Here is a 19,012-nt window from a genome sequence, read left to right on the forward strand (position 1 = left end):
CTATACACCTAAACATGGGAGTTGGTTAAATATGGTTGAATCAGAGCTATCTGTACTTGTCCGTCAATGTCTCCAACGAAGAATTCCGAATATTGAAACTTTAGAAAAACAGGTCTCGGCTTGGGAGTGCGATCGCAATATTAATCAAGTTCGTGTAGATTGGCGTTTTCGTACAGAAGATGCCAGAGTTAAGCTGTCAAAGATTTATCCAACCCCGCAAAATTAATGGGACAGACCACTAGTTCAACTCCCAACTCACCAAAATTACCACGCAGTAATCCGTCTTTACCTCCTCCGTTGACTTGAGTTGTGGCAAACACTGCCGTTAAAATGGCCCCGACTGTACCACCAACGCCATGCACGGGATAGGTATCTAAAGCATCGTCAATTTGCGTCTTATGCTTGAAACTCACAGCATAGAAGCAAACAAAGGCAGTGATAAAACCAATTAAAATCGCTGATAGCGGTGTGACAAATCCGGCGGCGGGAGTGATACCTACCAAACCAGCAACTGCTCCGGTAGCGGCTCCTACGGCGGTTGGTTTACCTCGTAATACCCCTTCTAAAATTAGCCACATTAATGCACCCGCCGCCGCCGCTGTATTGGTGGCGACAAAGGCTGTTGTTGCCACATTTGTGACTAAGTTACCAGAAGTTCCACTAGCAACGGATAGGGCACTGCCAGCGTTGAAACCGAACCAGCCAAACCACAACAAGCCAGCACCCAGCAAAATAAACGGAACATTGTGTGGTGGGCTAAGGCGGTCAGGGTGGGTTCTTCGAGGCCCAAGGACGATCGCTGCTACCAGGGCTGAAACGCCAGAACTAATGTGAACTACTGTACCACCTGCAAAGTCGAGGGCACCCAATCCACCAGCCAAACCTAAAAATCCGCCTTTAGCCCATACCATGTGTGCCAGGGGGGCGTAGATAAAGGTCGACCACAATAGCACAAACAGACAATAAGCGCGGAAACTCATCCGTTCTGCGATCGCTCCAGAAATTAAGGCTGGGGTAATAATGGCAAACATGGCTTGGTAGATCATGAATGTCTGGTGGGGAATTGTCGCCGCATAAGACACAACTTCTACCGGATTTGACCCTCTAAGATAATCGGTTGTTTCTAGCCCGACACCATTCAAACCGAGCCATTGCAATCCACCGATGAATGGCAACCCTGGCGCAAAGGAAAGACTATAGCCCCAGAGAATCCAGCTAACTCCCACGATTGCCATTAACACAAAGCTCATCATCAATGTGTTTAGGATATTGCGCGATCGCACAAATCCACCATAGAAGAACGCCAATCCTGGTGTCATTAACAGCACAAGTGCTGCTGAAATCAGCATAAATGCCGTATCTCCTGTATCAGCAGCAGGCACAGCAGCTGGTGTTTGGGCAAAAGCATTGCCCATCAACGGCCCTCCCAAAAACAGTAGGGTGATAGCCCCAATCATCACAACTTTCTTCAACACTTGTTTGTTCTTCCTAAGCACCAATGATTTGTATACTTAACTACATTTGATTACTTTTAGTTACACATTTTTGTCTTGAAAGTTACTTAACCTAAAATTTCTGAAAATGTTAACAAAAATATAATCCTGATTGTAGTTGCCAAGTTTGGAATAAGGGTCTGCATATGCAATCATTGCATCTTTTCTTTGAAAAAAAGCATTTTATTCAAGCGCTACAAAATTCCAAATTTTTAGTTACTTACTGTTACAAATCAAGAGAATTGTGAAAATTGACAAGTATTGGAAATTATCGCCAGTATTCTCAGAGAATTTCTACAAATATGTCAGGAGTTATCTTGATATCTTCCGCCTAAACGCGTAAACATTCATATAATTGCTTCTCAGAGCTAGTTGCCAAAAAACTTTGTGATTTTCCGTGAGGTTATTATCTGTTTAAAAGGGAATAATATAAAAGTTATTGGTCGAAAATAGTATAGAAATTTTACTCAAGTCCTGGGTGCAAACATGATAATTAAAACACTCACTAAAGCTAAACAAGCTCCGATTAAGTCGTAGCGATCTGGAGTTACCCTGTTTACCTTTCCAACCCCAAAGCATTGCCATTACGATAAACACGCCGCCGTAAGCCGCATACACTCTGCCAAAATTTGCCGATTGGAGAGTTGCAATAATCCCATAGAACGCTAAAGCGATTCCTCCCAATATTCCCCACAAAAACGGCTTACCTTCGCGCAAGCACAACCAGACTAAGTAGCCGCCCCCGATTTCAAATAAACCAGCCCACAAAAAATACAGTAGGGACTTAATCATTTGACAGATTTTTTAATAAGGTCGAACTCAGTGAAATTACGCTAACGCTTTTAACTAAACTATTGTCATTAATTAAAGTAAGTTTGTTGAACTGGGCATTGGGCATTAGGCATTAGGCATTGGGCATTGGGCATTGGTTATTTATTTTTGCTCTTTTGCCCCTCTCTCTGCTTCTTCCCCAATCCCCAAAATGTAGATAAGGCTTAAGGATGAAAGCACCATTACCTGATAACGAAGCACAGAGAATCGAGAGGCTTTTGGAGTATAAAATTCTCGATACGCCATCTGAAGCCGCCTTTGACGACCTCACCCGTTTAGCCTCGTATATTTGTCAGACTCCTATTGCCTTAATTAGCTTAATTGATACAAATCGCCAGTGGTTCAAGTCAAAAGTCGGTTTGGATGCCCTAGAAACACATCGAGATTTTGCATTCTGCGCCCATGCTATTCTCCAGCCTGATGTTCTTGTTGTGCCTGATGCAACAGATGACGAAAGGTTCGCCACAAACCCACTGGTAACATCTGACCCAAATATTCGGTTTTATGCTGGTGTACCTCTGACTAATCCTGAGGGATATGCGCTAGGAACCCTATGTGTAATTGACTACGTACCACGAGAACTTACTCCAGATCAGATAGAGGCATTACGAACCTTAGGCCGTCATGTCATCAAGCAACTAGAATTGCGCCGGAATTTAGCAAGTTTGGTACTTGTGACTAAGAAAGGCAAACAGGCGCAGAGGATACGCAAGCAATTTTTCACAAAGATTGCAGTAGGTTTTGGTTTAGCCTCGGCAATTTTAGTTTTGATTGGTGTGGTTTCTTATCAAAATACTAGAGTAACTACTAATAATCGCAGCATAGTCAAAAATACTTATAAAAAAATCACCAGTCTAGAAAAACTACTGTCTCACCTCAAAGATGCTGAGATAAAACAAAATGGTTACATCCTCACTGGAAAACAAATTTATCTCAAACCTTATCAAGCAGCGCTTGTTAACGTCGATCAAGAAATTGCCAAGCTGAAGATTTTAGCAGCAGATCGACCTAACCAACGACAGCAGATAACAACCCTTGAATCTCTGATAACGGCTAAATTTACTGAACTCAAACAGATTATCGACTTGCGCCAGAACAAGGGATTAGAGACGGCGTTGCAAGTACTACTGAGAAATGATAAACAAAATCTCATGGATGATATCCGTAAGGTGATCAATGAGATAGAAAACGAGGAAAGGGGACAACTCCAGCAGCAGTCACAAGCAAAAAAAGCCATGAGTCGCAAAACAATTTTGACACTTGCGATCGCCATCTGCCTAAGTTTTATCGTTCTTGCTGTAGTCTACTACTTCATCTATCGTGAGGTGATTGAGCGCAAGAGGACAGAAGAAACCTTAAATCAGGAACGCAACTTTATCTCAGCAGTCCTGGATACAGCCAGCGCTTTAGTAATAGTTGCTGACTCCCAAGGGCAAATTGTTCGCTTCAATCAAGCTTGTGAGCAAACAACAGGTTACTCCTTCGATGAGGTCAGGGGTAGATATTTCTGGAACTTGTTCTTACTTCCTGAAGAGGTGGAGTCAGTCAAAGCAGTTTTTGAGCAATTGCTAACTGGTAGAGGCTTTTTAGAACACGAAAACTATTGGGTAATGAAGGATGGCAGCCGCCGACTAATTGCTTGGTCGAATACCTTCTTAAAAGACTATGAGGGATCAGTAGAATACATTGTTGGTACTGGCATTGATATCACCGATCGCAAACGCGCCCAAAAGCATCTGACTGTACAATATGCTACAACCCGCGTTTTAGCGGAGTCCGCCACGACTGGCGAAGCTACTCGCAAAATGCTGCAAGGGATCTGCGAGAGTTTGGAATGGGATTTGGGTGAAATTTGGATAGTAGATCAGCAAGCAAATGTGCTGCGTTTTCTCGATATGTGGCATAAAGCATCCCTTGAGGTGGAAGAGTTTGAAGCACTGAAGCGGCAAACCACTTTTGCACCAGGAATTGGACTACCTGGTCGGGTTTGGGCTACTTCTGAACCTGTTTGGCTCGCTGATATCCTTAAAGATATTAATTTGCCTAACTTCAAAATTGCTGCTGAAGTAGGACTACACGCAGCTTTTGGTTTTCCGATCCGCAGCGGACAAAAAATCCTTGGTGTGATTACCTGCTTTAACCGTCAAATCCAACCGCCTGACCAAGATTTGATCAAAACGATGAATTCGATTGGTGAGCAAGTGGGGCAATTTATCCAGCGTAAACAGGCTGAAGAACAAATACAACGCCAAAATTTGCGATCGCAACTATTTACCGAAATCACCCTCAAGATTCGCCAGTCTTTGCAAATCGAAGAAATTCTCCAAATCACTGTCGAGGAGGTACAAAAGATTCTCCAAACTGACCGAGTTTTGATCTATCAGGTTTTGCCAGATGAATCTGCAACCACCGTGATTGAAGCAGTAGTTTCTGGCTTACCAGCAATCAAAGAGCAAAGCATCACTCCCCCCTACTTCCAAGCGGAATATCTACAACAATACTATCTACAGCAGTACCGTCAAGGACAGATTTTCGGGCTGGCTAATTTGGATTTGCGAGAAGTCGAACAAAGCAATCTGGAATTAATGCAACAGTTTGGGGTCAAAGTGAATTTGGTTGTGCCCATTCTTGTCAAAGAAGAACTTCGTGGTTTGCTCATAGTTCATCAGTGTGACGATTCCCGCCACTGGTCTAGCTTTGAAACTCATCTTTTACGGCAAATAGCCGACCAAGTAGGTATTGCCTTAGCCCAAGCCCAACTATTAGAAGCAGAAACTCGTCAGCGACAAGAACTTGAAATTGCCCGTCGCCAAGCTGAATTAGCTTCTCAGACTAAAAGTGCCTTTTTGGCAAATATAAGTCATGAAATTCGCACTCCTATGAACGCTGTATTAGGGATGACCAGTTTAGTATTAGATACTCCTTTAGACCCAGAACAGCGAGAATTTATTGAAATAATTCGTAGTAGTGGAGACGCTCTTTTAAGTTTAATCAACGAGATTTTGGATCTTTCTAAACTTGAGGCTGGAGAGATGGCTCTCGAAACTCTAGATTTTGATTTATCCACTTGTGTGGAAGAAGTGGTGGAATTATTAGCTCCCTCAGCCCATAACAAGGGATTAGAAATTGCCACACTGATTGAGCACAACGTTCCCACCTACGTCAAAGGAGATGCCGGTAGGCTGCGGCAAATTCTCATGAACTTAATCAGCAATGCTATCAAGTTCACTAGCGCTGGCGAAGTATTAGTGCAAGCCGAATTACGTTCGCTTTCTTCTACTACAGCCACTATCCATTTTGCCATCACAGATACAGGTCTTGGCATTAGCCCTGAAGACCAACGCAAACTCTTTATGCCATTTACCCAAGTAGATGCCTCGACCACTCGTAAGTATGGTGGTACCGGTTTGGGATTAGCCATCTGTAAACAACTAGTAACCTTGATGGGAGGAGTAATTGGGGTAGAAAGTCAGATGGGGAAAGGATCTAAGTTTTGGTTTGAGGTGCTTTTTACAAAGCAAGTTGAGCCTGTTTTGCCAAAATACGAACGCGGACTTTTGAACAATCGTCGCTTGTTATTGGTGGATAACAACGCTACTAATTACAAAATTATCTCCCATCAAGCTACTCATTGGGGAATGCAGGTAGATCAAGCTGACAGTGTTGCTACTGCCTTCAAAGTTATTCAGAAAGCTTATGAGCAGGGGAAATCCTATGATGTCGCCTTGATTGATATAAAAAATGGCATGACAATAGGAGAACAAATTAAAGCCAATTCTACAATTGCTGACATACCTTTGATTATGCTCACCTCTACTAATCAACGGGATGAAGTACAGCAGGCGCTCAAAATCGGATTTGCTGCTTATTTGGTCAAACCCATTAAGCCATCACGACTCCTAGATGCCATTATGACTATTTTAGAAACTCAGTCTGAATCAAAACCAGGGGCTAAAGGCCAGAAGCTAGAGGCTACTGAAGAAATCCAGAGTATAGAAGCTTCAGACATTCTTACTTCTTCCCCTAACCCCGCGAATAAATCTAAGTTAAGAATTCTGCTAGCTGAAGATAATTTGGTGAATCAGAAAGTAGCTCTGAAGCAACTCCAGAGTTTGGGCTACAAAGCCGATGTCGTTGCTAATGGAAAGGAAGTTTTGCAGCTATTAGAAAAAATTCCTTACGATTTGATTCTAATGGATTGCCAAATGCCAATTCTCGACGGTTTGGAAACTACAAAAGAAATTCATCGTTGGCAAGAGGACACTTTTGCTCTGCGTCGTCGTCCTGTGGTGATTGCGATGACGGCTAACGCGATGAAAGAAGACGAAGAAATGTGTCTCAATGCTGGAATGGACGACTATCTGAGTAAGCCAGTATTTAAAGAAAAATTGGCTGCGACTCTAGAGCATTGGACAGGCGTGATCCTCTCACAAGAAGAGGCAGTTGTGTATGAACAGACATTTTCCACCACAAAAAACGGTACAGTTGAACTTGCAATTGATTGGGAACACTTGCATCGGATATCGGGAAATGACAGAGAATTTGAATTAAATCTATTGCAAGTATGCGTTGAAGATATTAAACCCCGTTTAGAAATAATTAAAGCAGCGATCGCGGCTAATGACTTTGGGCAAATTGTGCGAGAAGCTCATCACCTTAAAGGCGCTAGTGCCAATATTGGAGCCACAGCTATGTACTTAGCATCTGACAAATTAGAACAATTAGCTTACCATCAAGAGCTTAGAGATGCTAGTAAGTTAATTTTAGAGTTAAAAGAATTTGTCAACTGCATTCAAGGCTTTTTAGCTTTGTAGTCTCGCCAATAACTACCTTCAGTAAGCTTTCTCCGTAGTTTTACTTTTCCCCATAAGCTAAGTTAGCTTCTCATCTTCTTAGCTACTTCGTTTAACCCACCTTCTTTAACACAAGTTGCACCGAGACTTTCAGTGTAAGCACCGTAATCTTTGTAATGTTGTATCTTGATTAACATTACGTTGTTGTCACTCCATTTACCTTTAATTTCGCTAATCTTTAATGTTTTAGGATTAAGAAAATGGTTCAAGTTGCCGCTTAGTTTTCCCCACCAGTAATAGACCCCAATCATTCGGGTATTAGTAAACTTAACGCCAGACATTTTAACGACTGAATTAGTCTTGGTGTTGAAAGAACATGCAGTATTAGTCTTGTTATCAAGTGCGATAATCAAATTTTTATTGCCCTCGAAGAATGACAAATCGTCATCTGGGCTGCTAGCTACAGCAGTTAAGGGCAATAAAAATACCAAAATATTAAAAGTTGCAAATAGTTTTTTCATTAGTTTTGTTTTGATGTTTTGAATAGTTTACGATCTCAGTTGGCAATAAATCCTCGGTATATTTATTTACTTAAACTCCAGTATCTGGGCTTGAATATTTCTAGCTCCAGTCAGGCAAGCTTGTACTAACACTCCTGAACTTGATGTTTGTGGCTTTGTATTAGTGCCGCTAATTTATCAAGCGTCATACCTAAAAAAGTTATAAAATAAGGTGAGCGAATAGTTTGAGTAACACTATTAAAGAAAGTCTGTTGATTAAGGCACTTAGATTTCATTGTTGATGTCTTAATAGATTTTTGAAAAAATGAAAGTTGACGATTTCCCCAAATAAAAACTTTCTAGAAGTCGCCTGATCACTGAATGTCTTATCACTGAGGGTAATAATTGATGCAAGCTCCAGTAGATTTTGCCGACATCATAGCAGAAACTCCAACGCTCTTAAGCGTGACCGCCGAATACCAAGTCATTCAGACGCAGTTTAACCAAGCTCAAACCTCTGAACAACGAAAGGTCGTCATAGAGCAGTGGGATGCCTTGCGACGTAGACTCAGTACTTGGAGGGAACTTACACAACTGCACTTTCACCAAGATACGCAAAACCCAGAGTACAAAACTGCCTTGGACTATTGCAGTGAACTTTCTCCATCTCTGATTGCCCTTGAAGTAGACCTAAAACGGCAACTGATCCATAGCCCCGATCGCGCCGAGTTAGAACAAAGTTTTGGACGACAAGCCTTTTTGCTGTGGGAAGCAGACATCACGACTTTTGAAAAAGCGATCGCGGCAAATTTAGTCGAAGAATCTAAACTCACCAATGAATACACCGAACTGATCGCCTCGGCAAAACTAGAGTTCCAGGGTGAGGAGGTGAATTTATCGGGTTTGCAACCCTATCTGCAAAGTAAAGATCGAGACATTCGCCACCAAGCAGAACAGTGTCGCTGGCAGTTTTTTGAGCAGAATCAAGACCGCTTTGATCAACTGTTTGATCGGTTGGTGAAACTGCGCGATCGCATGGCAAAAAAATTGGGCTATGAGAATTACATTGCACTAGGATATCGCCGAATGCGACGAGTGGATTATGATCAAACCGATGTCGAGCGCTATCGAGATCAAGTGGTTCAAGAGGTCGTTCCCTTAGCGATCGAGCTAATTCAGCAACAGGCTCAACGGCTCAACCTAGATACCGTTTATTTCTGGGATGAGTCCGTCTTTGATGCAAAAGGCAGTCCGGCTCCAATTGGCGATCATGACTGGATGCTGGAACGGGCACAAGAAATGTTTGATGCCATGAATCCATCACTGGGTGGTTTTTTCAGCATGATGGTTGAGCAGCATTTACTGGATTTGCAAAACCGTCCAGGAAAAGCAGGAGGCGGATTCTGTACAAGCTTTGCAACCTATGACATGCCCTACGTGTTCGCAAATTTCAATGGGACAAAAAACGATGTGCAGGTGTTCGTTCACGAGATCGGTCACGCCTTCCAAATGTGGCAAAGTCGCCATTTGCCAGTTTTCGATTACCTGTGGCCCACCCTAGAATCGTGTGAAATTCACTCCATGAGCTTAGAGTTTCTCACCAGATCGCAGATGGAAAAGTTTTTCGGCGATCAAGCCGAGCGATTTCGTCGGCAGCATCTAGCTTGGTCGATTCTGTTTTTACCTTATGGCGTGGCAGTAGATCATTTTCAGCATTTGGTCTATGCCAACCCAGAAGCAACCCCTCAAGAACGACATCAAATGTGGCAACAGATGGAAGCTCGTTATCTGCCTTGGCGGCAATATGGAGATTTGAACTACCTCAACAAAGGGGGACTCTGGCAAGACAAACAGCATATCTACTGTTCGCCGTTTTACTACATAGATTACACCTTGGCGGGGTGTTGCGCGTTGCAGTTTTGGATCAAAGCAGAAGAAGATTATTCGCAGGCGCTAGCGGACTATATTGCGTTATGCGATCGCGGTGGTTCTGCGTCCTTTCGAGAATTAGTGCGATCGGCAAATCTCATTTCTCCGTTTGAACCTGGCGCACTTACTAAAGTCGTTGAAAAAGTGCGTCAAACTTTGAAGGTTGGCTGATTGAGCAAAGCTGATGAAAGCTACCAAAAACTTAGGGTTGAACTTCGCGCCGCCGCCGCTCCAGAAAGCGGCGTTCGCTGTCATTAAAAATTAGATAGATCACTGTCAGCACTGCGTCTACCCGCACAGACAGATCGGTTGTGTCCGGCACTTTATAGGGAATACCTGCATCCCGAATCTTGCGCTTGGCACGCACCAAGCGTTGCGCCATCGTTGCCGTGGGTACGAGAAACGCCCGCGCAATTTCATCCGTCTCAAGTTCGCCTAGCATCCGCAGCGTCAAAGCAACCTGTGCCTCGATCGCCAGTGCTGGGTGGCAGCAAGTAAAGATCAGCCGGAGCCGAACGTCTTGTTATTTGCTCTTTACTTCAACCCGCAGAGTGGTAAATCCTGATAGGCGATATCTGCGACAAGCTGCTAAGAGCGTCTACGCAATCTACAAAAACAGAGATTGAACAGTCAGATCCTTCTGGGTAATGGTGAAGTTACGCTGTTCTAATGTGGCAATGAATGAAATGATCGCTTCACACGCCACAGCTACGGTTAATATTACTAAGTTTCGTGCCAGGGGATAATCACAGACATCATCATTAACCTCGGAAGGAACGCGATAAAGGTCATTCCAAATCACTTCTGCATAATCAGCCGATAGCCCAGCATGAAGACAAGGAATGCTTAATTTTTCAGCATAATCTTTCACTGCTTGACGTGCCACGCTATTGTCAAAGACATCGATAATTAGCTGGCTGTCTTTGAGTAGTTGAGTTGTATTTGCTGGTGTCAACTCTTTTGTTTTGGCATCAACTTTAGTACCAATTGCTCGATATAAATTGTTCGCCAAAATCTTCGCCTTGAACGCTCCTACATCGGAACGGTAATAAGGCTGAGTCGAAAGATTACGCTCCTCAATGCGATCGCGATCTATCACTGTAAGTTTATCAAAACCAGACCGAGCTAAGTTCTCCGCTATGTTAGCTCCTAATGCTCCAGTGCCACAAATTGTTACAGGATAATTTTTTAGCTTTGCCATCACAGCATTGCTGCGGTAAAGCTGTTCGTGAAAAAAGATACTCATAATAATTCGTAATTCGTAATTAATACTCTTGGTGTTCGATTACACCTACTAAGGATTGCAAATCAAAATCGCGATCGCGTCCACTCAGACAAATGCCAGAACTGACAACAGTCAAATCAGTTTTAGCGATCGCACTACTATGGCGAACACCATCAGCAGTTGTCCAATCGACTGTCCAGTAATCGCTGCGATCGTGGAATTGATTTAATTCACCACCACCCATTTGCAAAGCCTTTCTCAGTCGCTTTTCATCCTGTTGGGGTTGAGTAAATCCCTCAATGCGCCGAGTTGCTAATTCATATACTGTGCGGATTTCTGGAGTAATGCCTTTAAACTGTAATTCCTCAGCAGGAATGAGTTGCTTAACAGCAGATTGCAGAGTTTCAGAAATTGCCGGATCGGTACGGCGATCTACTTCCTCGAACCAGCATGACTGTCCATTCCATCGGGCAATGATTTGCTCAAAGGTAACGCCCTCGGTAACTAAGTGGACTGCGATCGGCTTAACTACCTTCAACCGTTGACACATATCTACTTCATTAACCGGGTATGCTAACCAAGTTTGTTTTTGCAGTTGGTGTGCTAACCGCAGTCGTATTAGGGGAAAGTGTTGCAGGTATTCCGCAATTTGGGGTAAGTCTGCTTCTTCTACAACCGTTGCTGTTTTCTCATCCACAGCCTGAAAGATGCCCCAACCTTCAAATTTACTAGGCTTTGGTGTGAAAGTGTAGATCATCCCGGCTACCCGTGTGCGAACTCGTCCACCTTTGACACAGGGCGCAAGGAATTGGGTGGTATGTAACTGTGCTTCTGCGATCGCAATTTGGTTAATTAGCTTAAATATATTAGTCATAACTAATACTCATTTTCAACAGAATGCTATGGATACAATTCCAGAAACTACTTCACATTCGGTAGTTGCACGAAAATTTCTGTAAACATCTTTGCCCATTCGTTATAGTGTAAAATTATCAAATTACTAAAATCTTTAAAAATTCTGAGTTCTACTTGAATATTTCCTTTTACAAAAGGATAATCAATCTGCATATAGACATGATCTTCGGCATATCTCATACCACTACCTGAATAAAATGCTAGCGAAGCTGACTGTAAGTCTTCCAAGTCACCTTGAGGAGCAGCAAATGAAGTATGTGCAAATACTTTATTCCTTAGCAACGTGTAATATTTTATTTCTTCTTTACGCTTATCCAGACTTTGTTTTTGTTGTTCTTGATTGGGAACTAGGCTGTTGTATCGAGTATTTTTAAGAGCTTGCAAAAACTCTTTATAAGTCTTTTCAAGCATTCTATCTAAACCGCATATAGTGATTGTATAAGTACTAAATCTTGATAGAAAGTTTGACCTAAATTGATTAATCCATCTTAAGGCATCAGGTACTAACATTAAATTTTTATCACTGAGAACACCTTCAGAAGAAATACCAAATTCTTTGACTGCTTCTGCATATTGGAAATCTTTATAGCTTCTATATTCCTCCTCGTGTAAGTGATAAAGAATATCTACTGATGTTTGGATAGCATCTTTAAGCTCAAGAAAAGTTAGGGGTTGTTGTATTGGTAGCAATGGAATGTTGTATATCTGAACTTGATATACCAAATCGTCTACAGTTCTAGAGATGCTCATATAGAAAATCACCTCAATTAGTTTGAATATTTTGCATTAGGTTATTGGGCGCGTCAGGTATAAATATAACGCACCCATTTTAGATTCTACTTATCCTCTCGCACAGGCAACGGCATATCCAAAATCTCCATTAGCAAATCCAGACGAGAGGGGCGTGTTAGCAGTGGGACGATGTTCGGCAAACTGTAGTAGTCACCCGCGAAAGTGAACGTATCTACAGGTGCTTGCTGCTGCTTTAGTTGAGTCTCCACCCAGTTGTAATGAGTACCTACACGGACAATCACCACATTGGGCATTATCGCTAATTCCCGACAGTAGTTCTTGTAGACTTCACCGAAGTAAGGAGCCGCATTTTCGCCCTCATCCGTCACCAAAATTATCTGGTCAACTACCTGCTTTTTCTTCCGCATTGCTTCCAATGCACAACCAATGCTAGTACCACCGCCTGCATTGATGTGCTGGAAAGCACGTTCCCAGTCAGTCAACTCCTTACCCTTTGCTGTAACAGTGTAAGGAATGGTATCAAAAGCGTAGACAAACAGTTCTGCCTTTGTGATACCAGAGATTAGGGCAGCGAGTTGCTTACCGATCGCGATCGCATTTTCCATTGAACCAGACTTATCTACCAGTAAAGCAGTTGGACGAGCGATCGCACCACGCCGCTTCACCTGCTCATTTGTCACTTTTTCCAGTCGAGCAACGGTGTCTGCGTCAAAATCTCCTGCGTCTGCCGCAATCTGTGCTTTGAATGCTGAGACACGCCCACTCTTAGACGCTGATTCCAGCTTGGAATCAATCAGCTTCTTAACTTGTGGGTGATCCATTGCACCTCTAGTCTGGAGAGACTTGAGGTTGTTTATCGTTTCTTGAGGAGTCATGCTGTTGATTAACGCCACCAACACAACTGGTGTGAGTTGCTTGATAGCACCAATTGCGATCGTGTAGGGAATGTTGAACTCCACAATTAGCCGTGCCTGTTCTGCGGCATTTTCTGCCTTAGCAAGCTGCTTCAGCACATTTGCTAGGGAACCCTCTGGAGGAGTATCGCGGAATAGAATCGCATTTGCCCGTTCATTTGGCTTGATGTGCAGTGAAGCATATAAGTGCTTCATTGCCTTACGACCTCGCAGAGCAGCGCGATCGAAAAGAGCCGGATTGCTTTCCCGTACCTTTAGATAACGCCGTACCGCAGTGCGGGCGGAACGAGGTAGCTTGTTTTGCTGCTGCTTCATGAAGTCCACCACACGAGCTACCTGATAGGGTGGAAACTCTTGCAGCATCATAAATCCAGCATCTCGGTGTTCAGTCAAATTGCTAGTTAACAAATGAGCAATAAACACCTCCTTGTGGTCGCGGACATCACCATGACGCTGATACCAAACTGCCAGGTGTCCGTAGAAGATGGGATCGAGTTCAACAATTAACTGATGAATTTCTGCGACTTGCTCAAGCTTGCGGTGAGGAGTTGTGAGCAAACTGTTGAGCATTTCCAAACGCAGGTCACGTTCTGCGGTATTCATTATGAACCTCCTCTAGTTGTGATGGATGAGGAGGCAGATGTTGCACGCGAGGTGATATCACCGCGCAAGTTGTAGAAGCATTGTATATAACTTGTGCAGAGTTATGTAAGCTTCTGCGATCGGGGCGCGGCAACAACTGCCAAGTAAAAGGGGCTGGGGATTAGGGATTGGGGACTGGGTAATCAGCGGGAAAATTATCGAATTTGCTCTTACTCCCTAAAAGTAGTAGTTGCGTAAGCTGCCATCATATCTGCCGCTATTGCGACAGCACTTTTTGAAAGCAGCGACCAGAACCACAAAGACAAAGGTCATTGTTACCAAGCCTTTCTTCTAGTTCCTTGTCGCCATGAACAAGGCGATCGCCACGTTTAACAGCTTTTTCAGATGGGTAGCCACGACGACGTTTGCTCGATGGTTCAAAAGCAGAAATCGTCAAATTCGTCGAAATCTTCAGGCTCGATGTTGAAAGAATTAATCTTCTTCATCGTTCTCACCTCCATATTGAAATGAAATAAGATCACCTCGTGCAAGTCGAAAAAGCTGTTGATTCACACACGGGATTTGAACCCGTAGTTGCTTGAGCTTCAGTCAAGTGCCTTACCATTCGGCTAGTATGTAAGCTTATCCAGTTAGGGCACGAAGTGAAAATTTTATGTTTTAGAAAGTTGGTTTAAAATAAATCGAATTTCTTTCTTGTTACACTGCTGTTTCCTAACAGCGTAAATTATTCGACCTCTATACATTGCCGCAGAACGATGAATTATACCTTTGATAATATCCGTCACATAATGGGTTGGTGGCGGTGGAAAATCTTCAAAGGTAATTAAATACCAAATCTCGTTTAGCTTCTGGTATTGATGATAATTATCAATGATGACAATATCAGTTTGTTTCTGCTTTTGCTTCTGCTTTCGAGGTATTTTCTCGGCTGCACAAAGAATTCCAGTTTCAGGATGGATATAGAAGCGATCGCGATGGCTTGCATCTAGCTGAGTTCGATACCCTTGATAAGGCTTGCTGTAAAAACCACCATCAATTATTTCTACATACCGTTCAACATAGTCCCAGACATGATCGATAACATGCCGTCCTGCCATTGTGCTGGGATCTAATCGTTGACACAGTTGGCTGTAAACGTCATTCCAAGGTTGTCCGACTTGCGATCGCAAAAACCGACGCAGAGGGCCGAGATGGTCTGAAAGATACTTAGATTTTTTTATTGGTTTAATCAGGTAGGGATTCAACAATCCATCCTGAATTGCATCCTGGGTGATTTTGTATAATTGCTTCTTAAAGCCAGTCACCTTTTTGAGGTTAATTCTCCTTCCACCGCGAGGACGCTCAATCACAATCTCGCTCAAACGATGTTCGCTCATATCTCACGTTGTTTAAATGCAGTTGTACTAATTGAGTTGTTATTAAACATGAGTTAGCTAACATCATTGAACTCACCTCTGTATTGAGTAAAGGTTATAGATAAATACGATTTAAATAATTGAAATTCCGCACAAGTTAGCAAAGCAGTTTTCACAATTGCCTATACCAATTTGGCTACGATCCCATCAAAGGGAGCGACAGGATTTGAACCTGCATTCCGTTGCCGGAGTGTGTGTAGACTTTACAAGTTAGGGTGCGGAATGAAACTAAAATTATGCAGTCAGAAATGAAGCAAAGGTTTATGTTTTAAACTTTCTTACTTTCTGCTTTGAAAGTGCTAAGTTATAAATTCAGAGTGAATAATTAAAAGTGATGGGTCAAAGAAACTAATTTATTCAAAACTCCTAACTCCTAACTCCTAACTTCTGTCTTCTGGGCACTTTAACCATAGACAGCTTCAGGGCGGACGATCAGATCGCCACTAGGACGGCGATCGATTACATAAGCAGAAAGGCGATCGCTATTCACATCTAAATGCCGAGCGACGCGCTCCTTCACCGCTACATCATTCATCCCTGCTGCAATTCCCAATTGTGTTTTTGGGACATCAACAGAACGTCCTTCAAATCGAATATGAACCATTGCAATCACCTCTTGTTTTAATCACGAATTCGTATTAGTGGATCTGATCGGGATTGAACCGATACCCTCCCTGTGAGAGTTACACTCACACCTCGTGCGAGTCGAAAAAGCTGTGGTGACACACGCAAGAATCGCACCTGCAACTTATCGTTTTAGAGACGATAGCTCTACTATTGAGCTAGTATGTAAGCTTTTTCTGTCAGGGCACAAGTGACATCCGGGATCTCTACCGTTAGAGCTACAGACCCAAGTTTGCATGATTGCGATGCTCTAATTGAGGTTATTGCAACCTTCAATAGAAGTCAAAGCAAATGGAGCCGTCGGGAATCGAACCCGAATCCTGCAACCGTCCGTTTGTTGGCTTTGGAGCAGTCGAACACCAATCGCGGCCCCAAACAGTGCCATCTATGCAATTGTCAAGCTTCTGAGAGGTTTTAGTTTTGCCTTTGAGGAGGCTTTTATCTTTATACTACAAATGTAATACATGATTTACATAATGTCAAGGGGATACTACAAATTTTGTAGTCCAATGCGTGTTATTTAGATTCTCTTTTCTAAAAGGCTTACTCCCCTTCCTTTGTAGGGAAGGGGCTGGGGGTTAGGTCTTTTTTAATAGTCTACTCAACTGAAAATCGCTGTATTGCGAAATTAACTACGGTTATCTATCTGAGCGCGTTGCAAACTTCCAGAGAAGTCAACATAAACACTTTTCCATTCTGTGAAAACATCCAAAGCAGTAGTTCCAGCTTCGCGGTGTCCGTTACCTGTTTGTTTTACACCACCAAATGGCAAGTGTACCTCTGCGCCGATAGTGGGGCCGTTAATATAGGTGATACCTGCTTCGATATCGCGCATGGCAGTAAAAGCCCGGTTGATATCGCGGGTGTAAACTGAAGAAGAAAGACCGTAATTGCTATCGTTGAGAATTGCGATCGCTTCCTCAAAGGAGCTAACCTCAATTAATGCTACTACTGGCCCAAATATCTCTTCACGGGCAACTCGCATATCAGGAGTTACATCATCCAAAATAGTTGGTTGAAAGAAGTAACCGTTTTTCAGTGAGCCTTCATTGGCAATTTCTCCACCAATTAAAACCTTTGCTCCTTCCTCACGGGCGATATCCAAATACTTGCTCACCTGTTGGAGTTGTTTTTCATTGACAATCGGGCCAATATCTGTATCAGAGTCAGTGCCAGCACCCAGGCGTAATTTGCTGGTACGCTCATAAAGCATGGTGGTAAATTTTTCTTTGATATCACGATGTAAAATCAAACGACTAGTAGCCGTACACCGTTGACCGGTTGTCCCAAATGCTCCCCACACTGCACCATCGAGAGCAAGTTCTAAATCCGCATCTTCCATCACCACTTGAGCATTTTTACCACCCATTTCCAAACAGACACGCTTGTGAGTGCGTCCGCAAGTAGCGCCAACAAAGGCACCTGTTTCTGAAGAACCAGTAAACGATACCAAATCTATATTAGGATGCTCAACTAAAGCTTTCCCCGCCTCCTCTCCCACACCATGCACCAAGTTAATTACTCCTGGTGGTAAACCTGCTTGTTGAAAAATTTCAATCAATTTAGTCGCACAGGCGGAGGTATCTTCGGCAGGTTTGAGAATAACTGTATTACCACATACCAAAGCTGGCATAGCTTTCCAGCAAGGAATTGCCACTGGGAAATTCCAGGGAGTAATTAAGGCACAGACTCCTATGGGCATTCGCACAGTCATGGCGAATTTATTGGACATTTCCGACGGTGTGGTTTGCCCGAATAGTCGCCGCCCTTCGCCAGCAGTGTAAAAGGCGCAATCAATACCTTCTTGGACATCTCCCCTAGCTTCTGTCAGGGGTTTACCCATTTCCTGACTGATTAACTGGGCAAGTTCTTCTTTATGCTGGAGTAATATTTCCCCGACGCGAAAGATGTATTCTGCCCTAGCTGGGGCCGGGACTGTGCGCCAACTGTGGTAGGCTTTGCGGGCGGCGGCTACTGCTGTATCTACATCATTAACCTGGGAACGGGGGAATGTGGCTACGACTTCGGTTTTGTCAGCAGGGTTGCGGCTTTCTAAAGTTGCTTCCCCTATAGCACTCAACCATTGACCGTCTATGTAATTGCGGCAAGATAGCGGAGTTGTCATCTTGAAAATCTCCGGCTGATGATCCACTGGAACTTGTGTATTAAGTTTGCTTGCTTTCTAGGTTATCCTCAAGTTTAGGAAATTGGTGTGAGAAGCAAATATCGATATAAAAATTAAGGCACTAAAGCCAATACACCCACAGGAGAACCAGAACCACCACGCAATCTCAGAACTGCGATCACTAGAGTAGTACCTTTAGGTGGCAACTGATCCAAATTGGTGAGATTTTCCAAAACAATACGCGGTTTTTCCAATACCAAGCGATTAGTAGCAAAACTGTTATCCTGTCCGGGGTCTACACCGTGAGTATCAATTCCTACCCCAGCAATTTGCCGTTCATTCAGTAAAAACTGAGTTGCATCGCTGCCAAACCCTGGAAAGTGGGCAATTCCTTGAGAATCATGATTTAGGAACGCACTTTTATCAAACCACTTTTTTTGCCAACCAGTATTCAGTATAACTACGCAACCAGGAGAAATCTCACCGTATTGGTCTTCCCAAGCTACAACATCAGCGATCGTCAGGGCATAATCAGAATTAACAGCTGTGGCTTGGCGAATATCTATGACTACCGCAGGTACAACCAGAGATTGGGCGGGGTATTGGTCAATTCCCATACTATAGCTATGAAAGCTGTTAGGGGCGTTGATATGGGTAGCGCTATGTTCCCCCAAGGAGAAACGCCGCAGGTAATAGCCATCATTATTTAGTTCAGCCACAGTTTCAAATTCTACTGGAGGGTCGCCAGACCATTGGGGAATATCTATGTCAATTACATGACTTAGGTGGATAACGCGTGTATAGGTGATACTATTTTGACTTTGGGGTTGTATCATCCCAGCCTTCTATTTGATTATTTGTACTCAGAGATTTTTTTCAAGGGTGCCGCAGC

Annotated in this window: 14 protein-coding genes, 2 tRNA genes and 2 pseudogenes; 3 read left to right on the plus strand and 15 right to left on the minus strand. The window is 43.2% G+C overall.

Features of this window, described 5'->3' with window-relative positions:
- Positions 1 to 226: pseudogene (locus F8R90_RS07340) on the plus strand (IS630 family transposase); the annotation flags it as partial.
- Here F8R90_RS07340 and F8R90_RS07345 read toward each other — a convergent pair.
- Together F8R90_RS07345 and F8R90_RS07350 are read right to left on the minus strand one after the other, a co-directional pair.
- A complete protein-coding gene (locus F8R90_RS07345; protein ID WP_230966183.1) occupies positions 189 to 1,457 on the minus strand; it encodes an ammonium transporter in 1,269 nt (422 codons plus the stop codon). The pseudogene F8R90_RS07340 and the gene F8R90_RS07345 sit on opposite strands and share 38 nt — an antisense overlap.
- Before the next feature lie 503 nt (positions 1,458 to 1,960).
- Positions 1,961 to 2,285: pseudogene (locus F8R90_RS07350) on the minus strand (YnfA family protein).
- A 209-nt stretch (positions 2,286 to 2,494) separates the two neighbouring features.
- Here F8R90_RS07350 and F8R90_RS07355 point away from each other — a divergent pair.
- Positions 2,495 to 7,138 (plus strand): GAF domain-containing protein, encoded by a 4,644-nt coding sequence (locus tag F8R90_RS07355; protein WP_196510208.1) that lies wholly within the window; start codon positions 2,495 to 2,497, stop codon positions 7,136 to 7,138.
- A 62-nt stretch (positions 7,139 to 7,200) separates the two neighbouring features.
- Here F8R90_RS07355 and F8R90_RS07360 read toward each other — a convergent pair whose 3' ends face one another.
- Positions 7,201 to 7,638: a hypothetical protein gene (locus tag F8R90_RS07360; RefSeq protein ID WP_196510209.1), complete on the minus strand. Its 438-nt coding sequence runs from the start codon at positions 7,636 to 7,638 to the stop codon at positions 7,201 to 7,203.
- Between the two features lie 387 nt (positions 7,639 to 8,025).
- Here F8R90_RS07360 and F8R90_RS07365 point away from each other — a divergent pair, with 387 nt between their 5' ends.
- On the plus strand, positions 8,026 to 9,717 hold the full coding sequence (locus F8R90_RS07365) for a M3 family oligoendopeptidase (protein ID WP_196510210.1): 1,692 nt from the start codon (positions 8,026 to 8,028) through the stop codon (positions 9,715 to 9,717).
- Positions 9,718 to 9,748: 31 nt separating this feature from the next.
- Here the strand turns inward: F8R90_RS07365 and F8R90_RS07370 are convergent, their stop codons facing one another.
- From F8R90_RS07370 to F8R90_RS07425, 12 genes are all read right to left on the minus strand, one after another.
- On the minus strand, positions 9,749 to 10,051 hold the full coding sequence (locus F8R90_RS07370) for a sigma factor-like helix-turn-helix DNA-binding protein (RefSeq protein ID WP_269141736.1): 303 nt from the start codon (positions 10,049 to 10,051) through the stop codon (positions 9,749 to 9,751).
- Between the two features lie 102 nt (positions 10,052 to 10,153).
- A complete protein-coding gene (locus F8R90_RS07375) occupies positions 10,154 to 10,792 on the minus strand; it encodes a HesA/MoeB/ThiF family protein (RefSeq protein ID WP_196510211.1) in 639 nt (212 codons plus the stop codon).
- A 19-nt stretch (positions 10,793 to 10,811) separates the two neighbouring features.
- Complete coding sequence (locus F8R90_RS07380) at positions 10,812 to 11,645, minus strand: hypothetical protein (protein ID WP_196510212.1); 834 nt, start codon at positions 11,643 to 11,645, stop codon at positions 10,812 to 10,814.
- 47 nt (positions 11,646 to 11,692) lie between these two features.
- Positions 11,693 to 12,436, minus strand: coding sequence for a hypothetical protein (locus F8R90_RS07385; RefSeq protein WP_196510213.1), 744 nt, complete (start codon positions 12,434 to 12,436; stop codon positions 11,693 to 11,695).
- An 86-nt stretch (positions 12,437 to 12,522) separates the two neighbouring features.
- Positions 12,523 to 13,956: a vWA domain-containing protein gene (locus F8R90_RS07390; RefSeq protein WP_196510214.1), complete on the minus strand. Its 1,434-nt coding sequence runs from the start codon at positions 13,954 to 13,956 to the stop codon at positions 12,523 to 12,525.
- A gap of 256 nt (positions 13,957 to 14,212) precedes the next feature.
- Positions 14,213 to 14,392, minus strand: coding sequence for a hypothetical protein (locus F8R90_RS07395; RefSeq protein WP_196510215.1), 180 nt, complete (start codon positions 14,390 to 14,392; stop codon positions 14,213 to 14,215).
- A 113-nt stretch (positions 14,393 to 14,505) separates the two neighbouring features.
- Positions 14,506 to 14,574, minus strand: a tRNA-Phe gene (locus F8R90_RS07400).
- A gap of 32 nt (positions 14,575 to 14,606) precedes the next feature.
- Positions 14,607 to 15,332, minus strand: coding sequence for a hypothetical protein (locus tag F8R90_RS07405; RefSeq protein ID WP_196510216.1), 726 nt, complete (start codon positions 15,330 to 15,332; stop codon positions 14,607 to 14,609).
- 442 nt (positions 15,333 to 15,774) lie between these two features.
- Positions 15,775 to 15,975: a hypothetical protein gene (locus F8R90_RS07410; protein ID WP_012407952.1), complete on the minus strand. Its 201-nt coding sequence runs from the start codon at positions 15,973 to 15,975 to the stop codon at positions 15,775 to 15,777.
- A 312-nt stretch (positions 15,976 to 16,287) separates the two neighbouring features.
- Positions 16,288 to 16,368: transfer RNA gene (locus F8R90_RS07415), tRNA-OTHER, on the minus strand.
- A gap of 255 nt (positions 16,369 to 16,623) precedes the next feature.
- Positions 16,624 to 18,120, minus strand: a complete 1,497-nt coding sequence (locus tag F8R90_RS07420) for an aldehyde dehydrogenase family protein (RefSeq protein ID WP_196510217.1) — start codon at positions 18,118 to 18,120, stop codon at positions 16,624 to 16,626.
- A gap of 113 nt (positions 18,121 to 18,233) precedes the next feature.
- Entirely contained in the window at positions 18,234 to 18,956 is a 723-nt protein-coding gene (locus F8R90_RS07425; protein WP_196510218.1) for a cyclase family protein, read from the minus strand.
- Between the last annotated feature and the right edge of the window lie 56 nt (positions 18,957 to 19,012).

The sequence above is a fragment of the Nostoc sp. NZL genome, assembly GCF_015714705.1.
GTDB classification, from domain to species: Bacteria; Cyanobacteriota; Cyanobacteriia; order Cyanobacteriales; family Nostocaceae; genus Nostoc; species Nostoc foliaceum_A.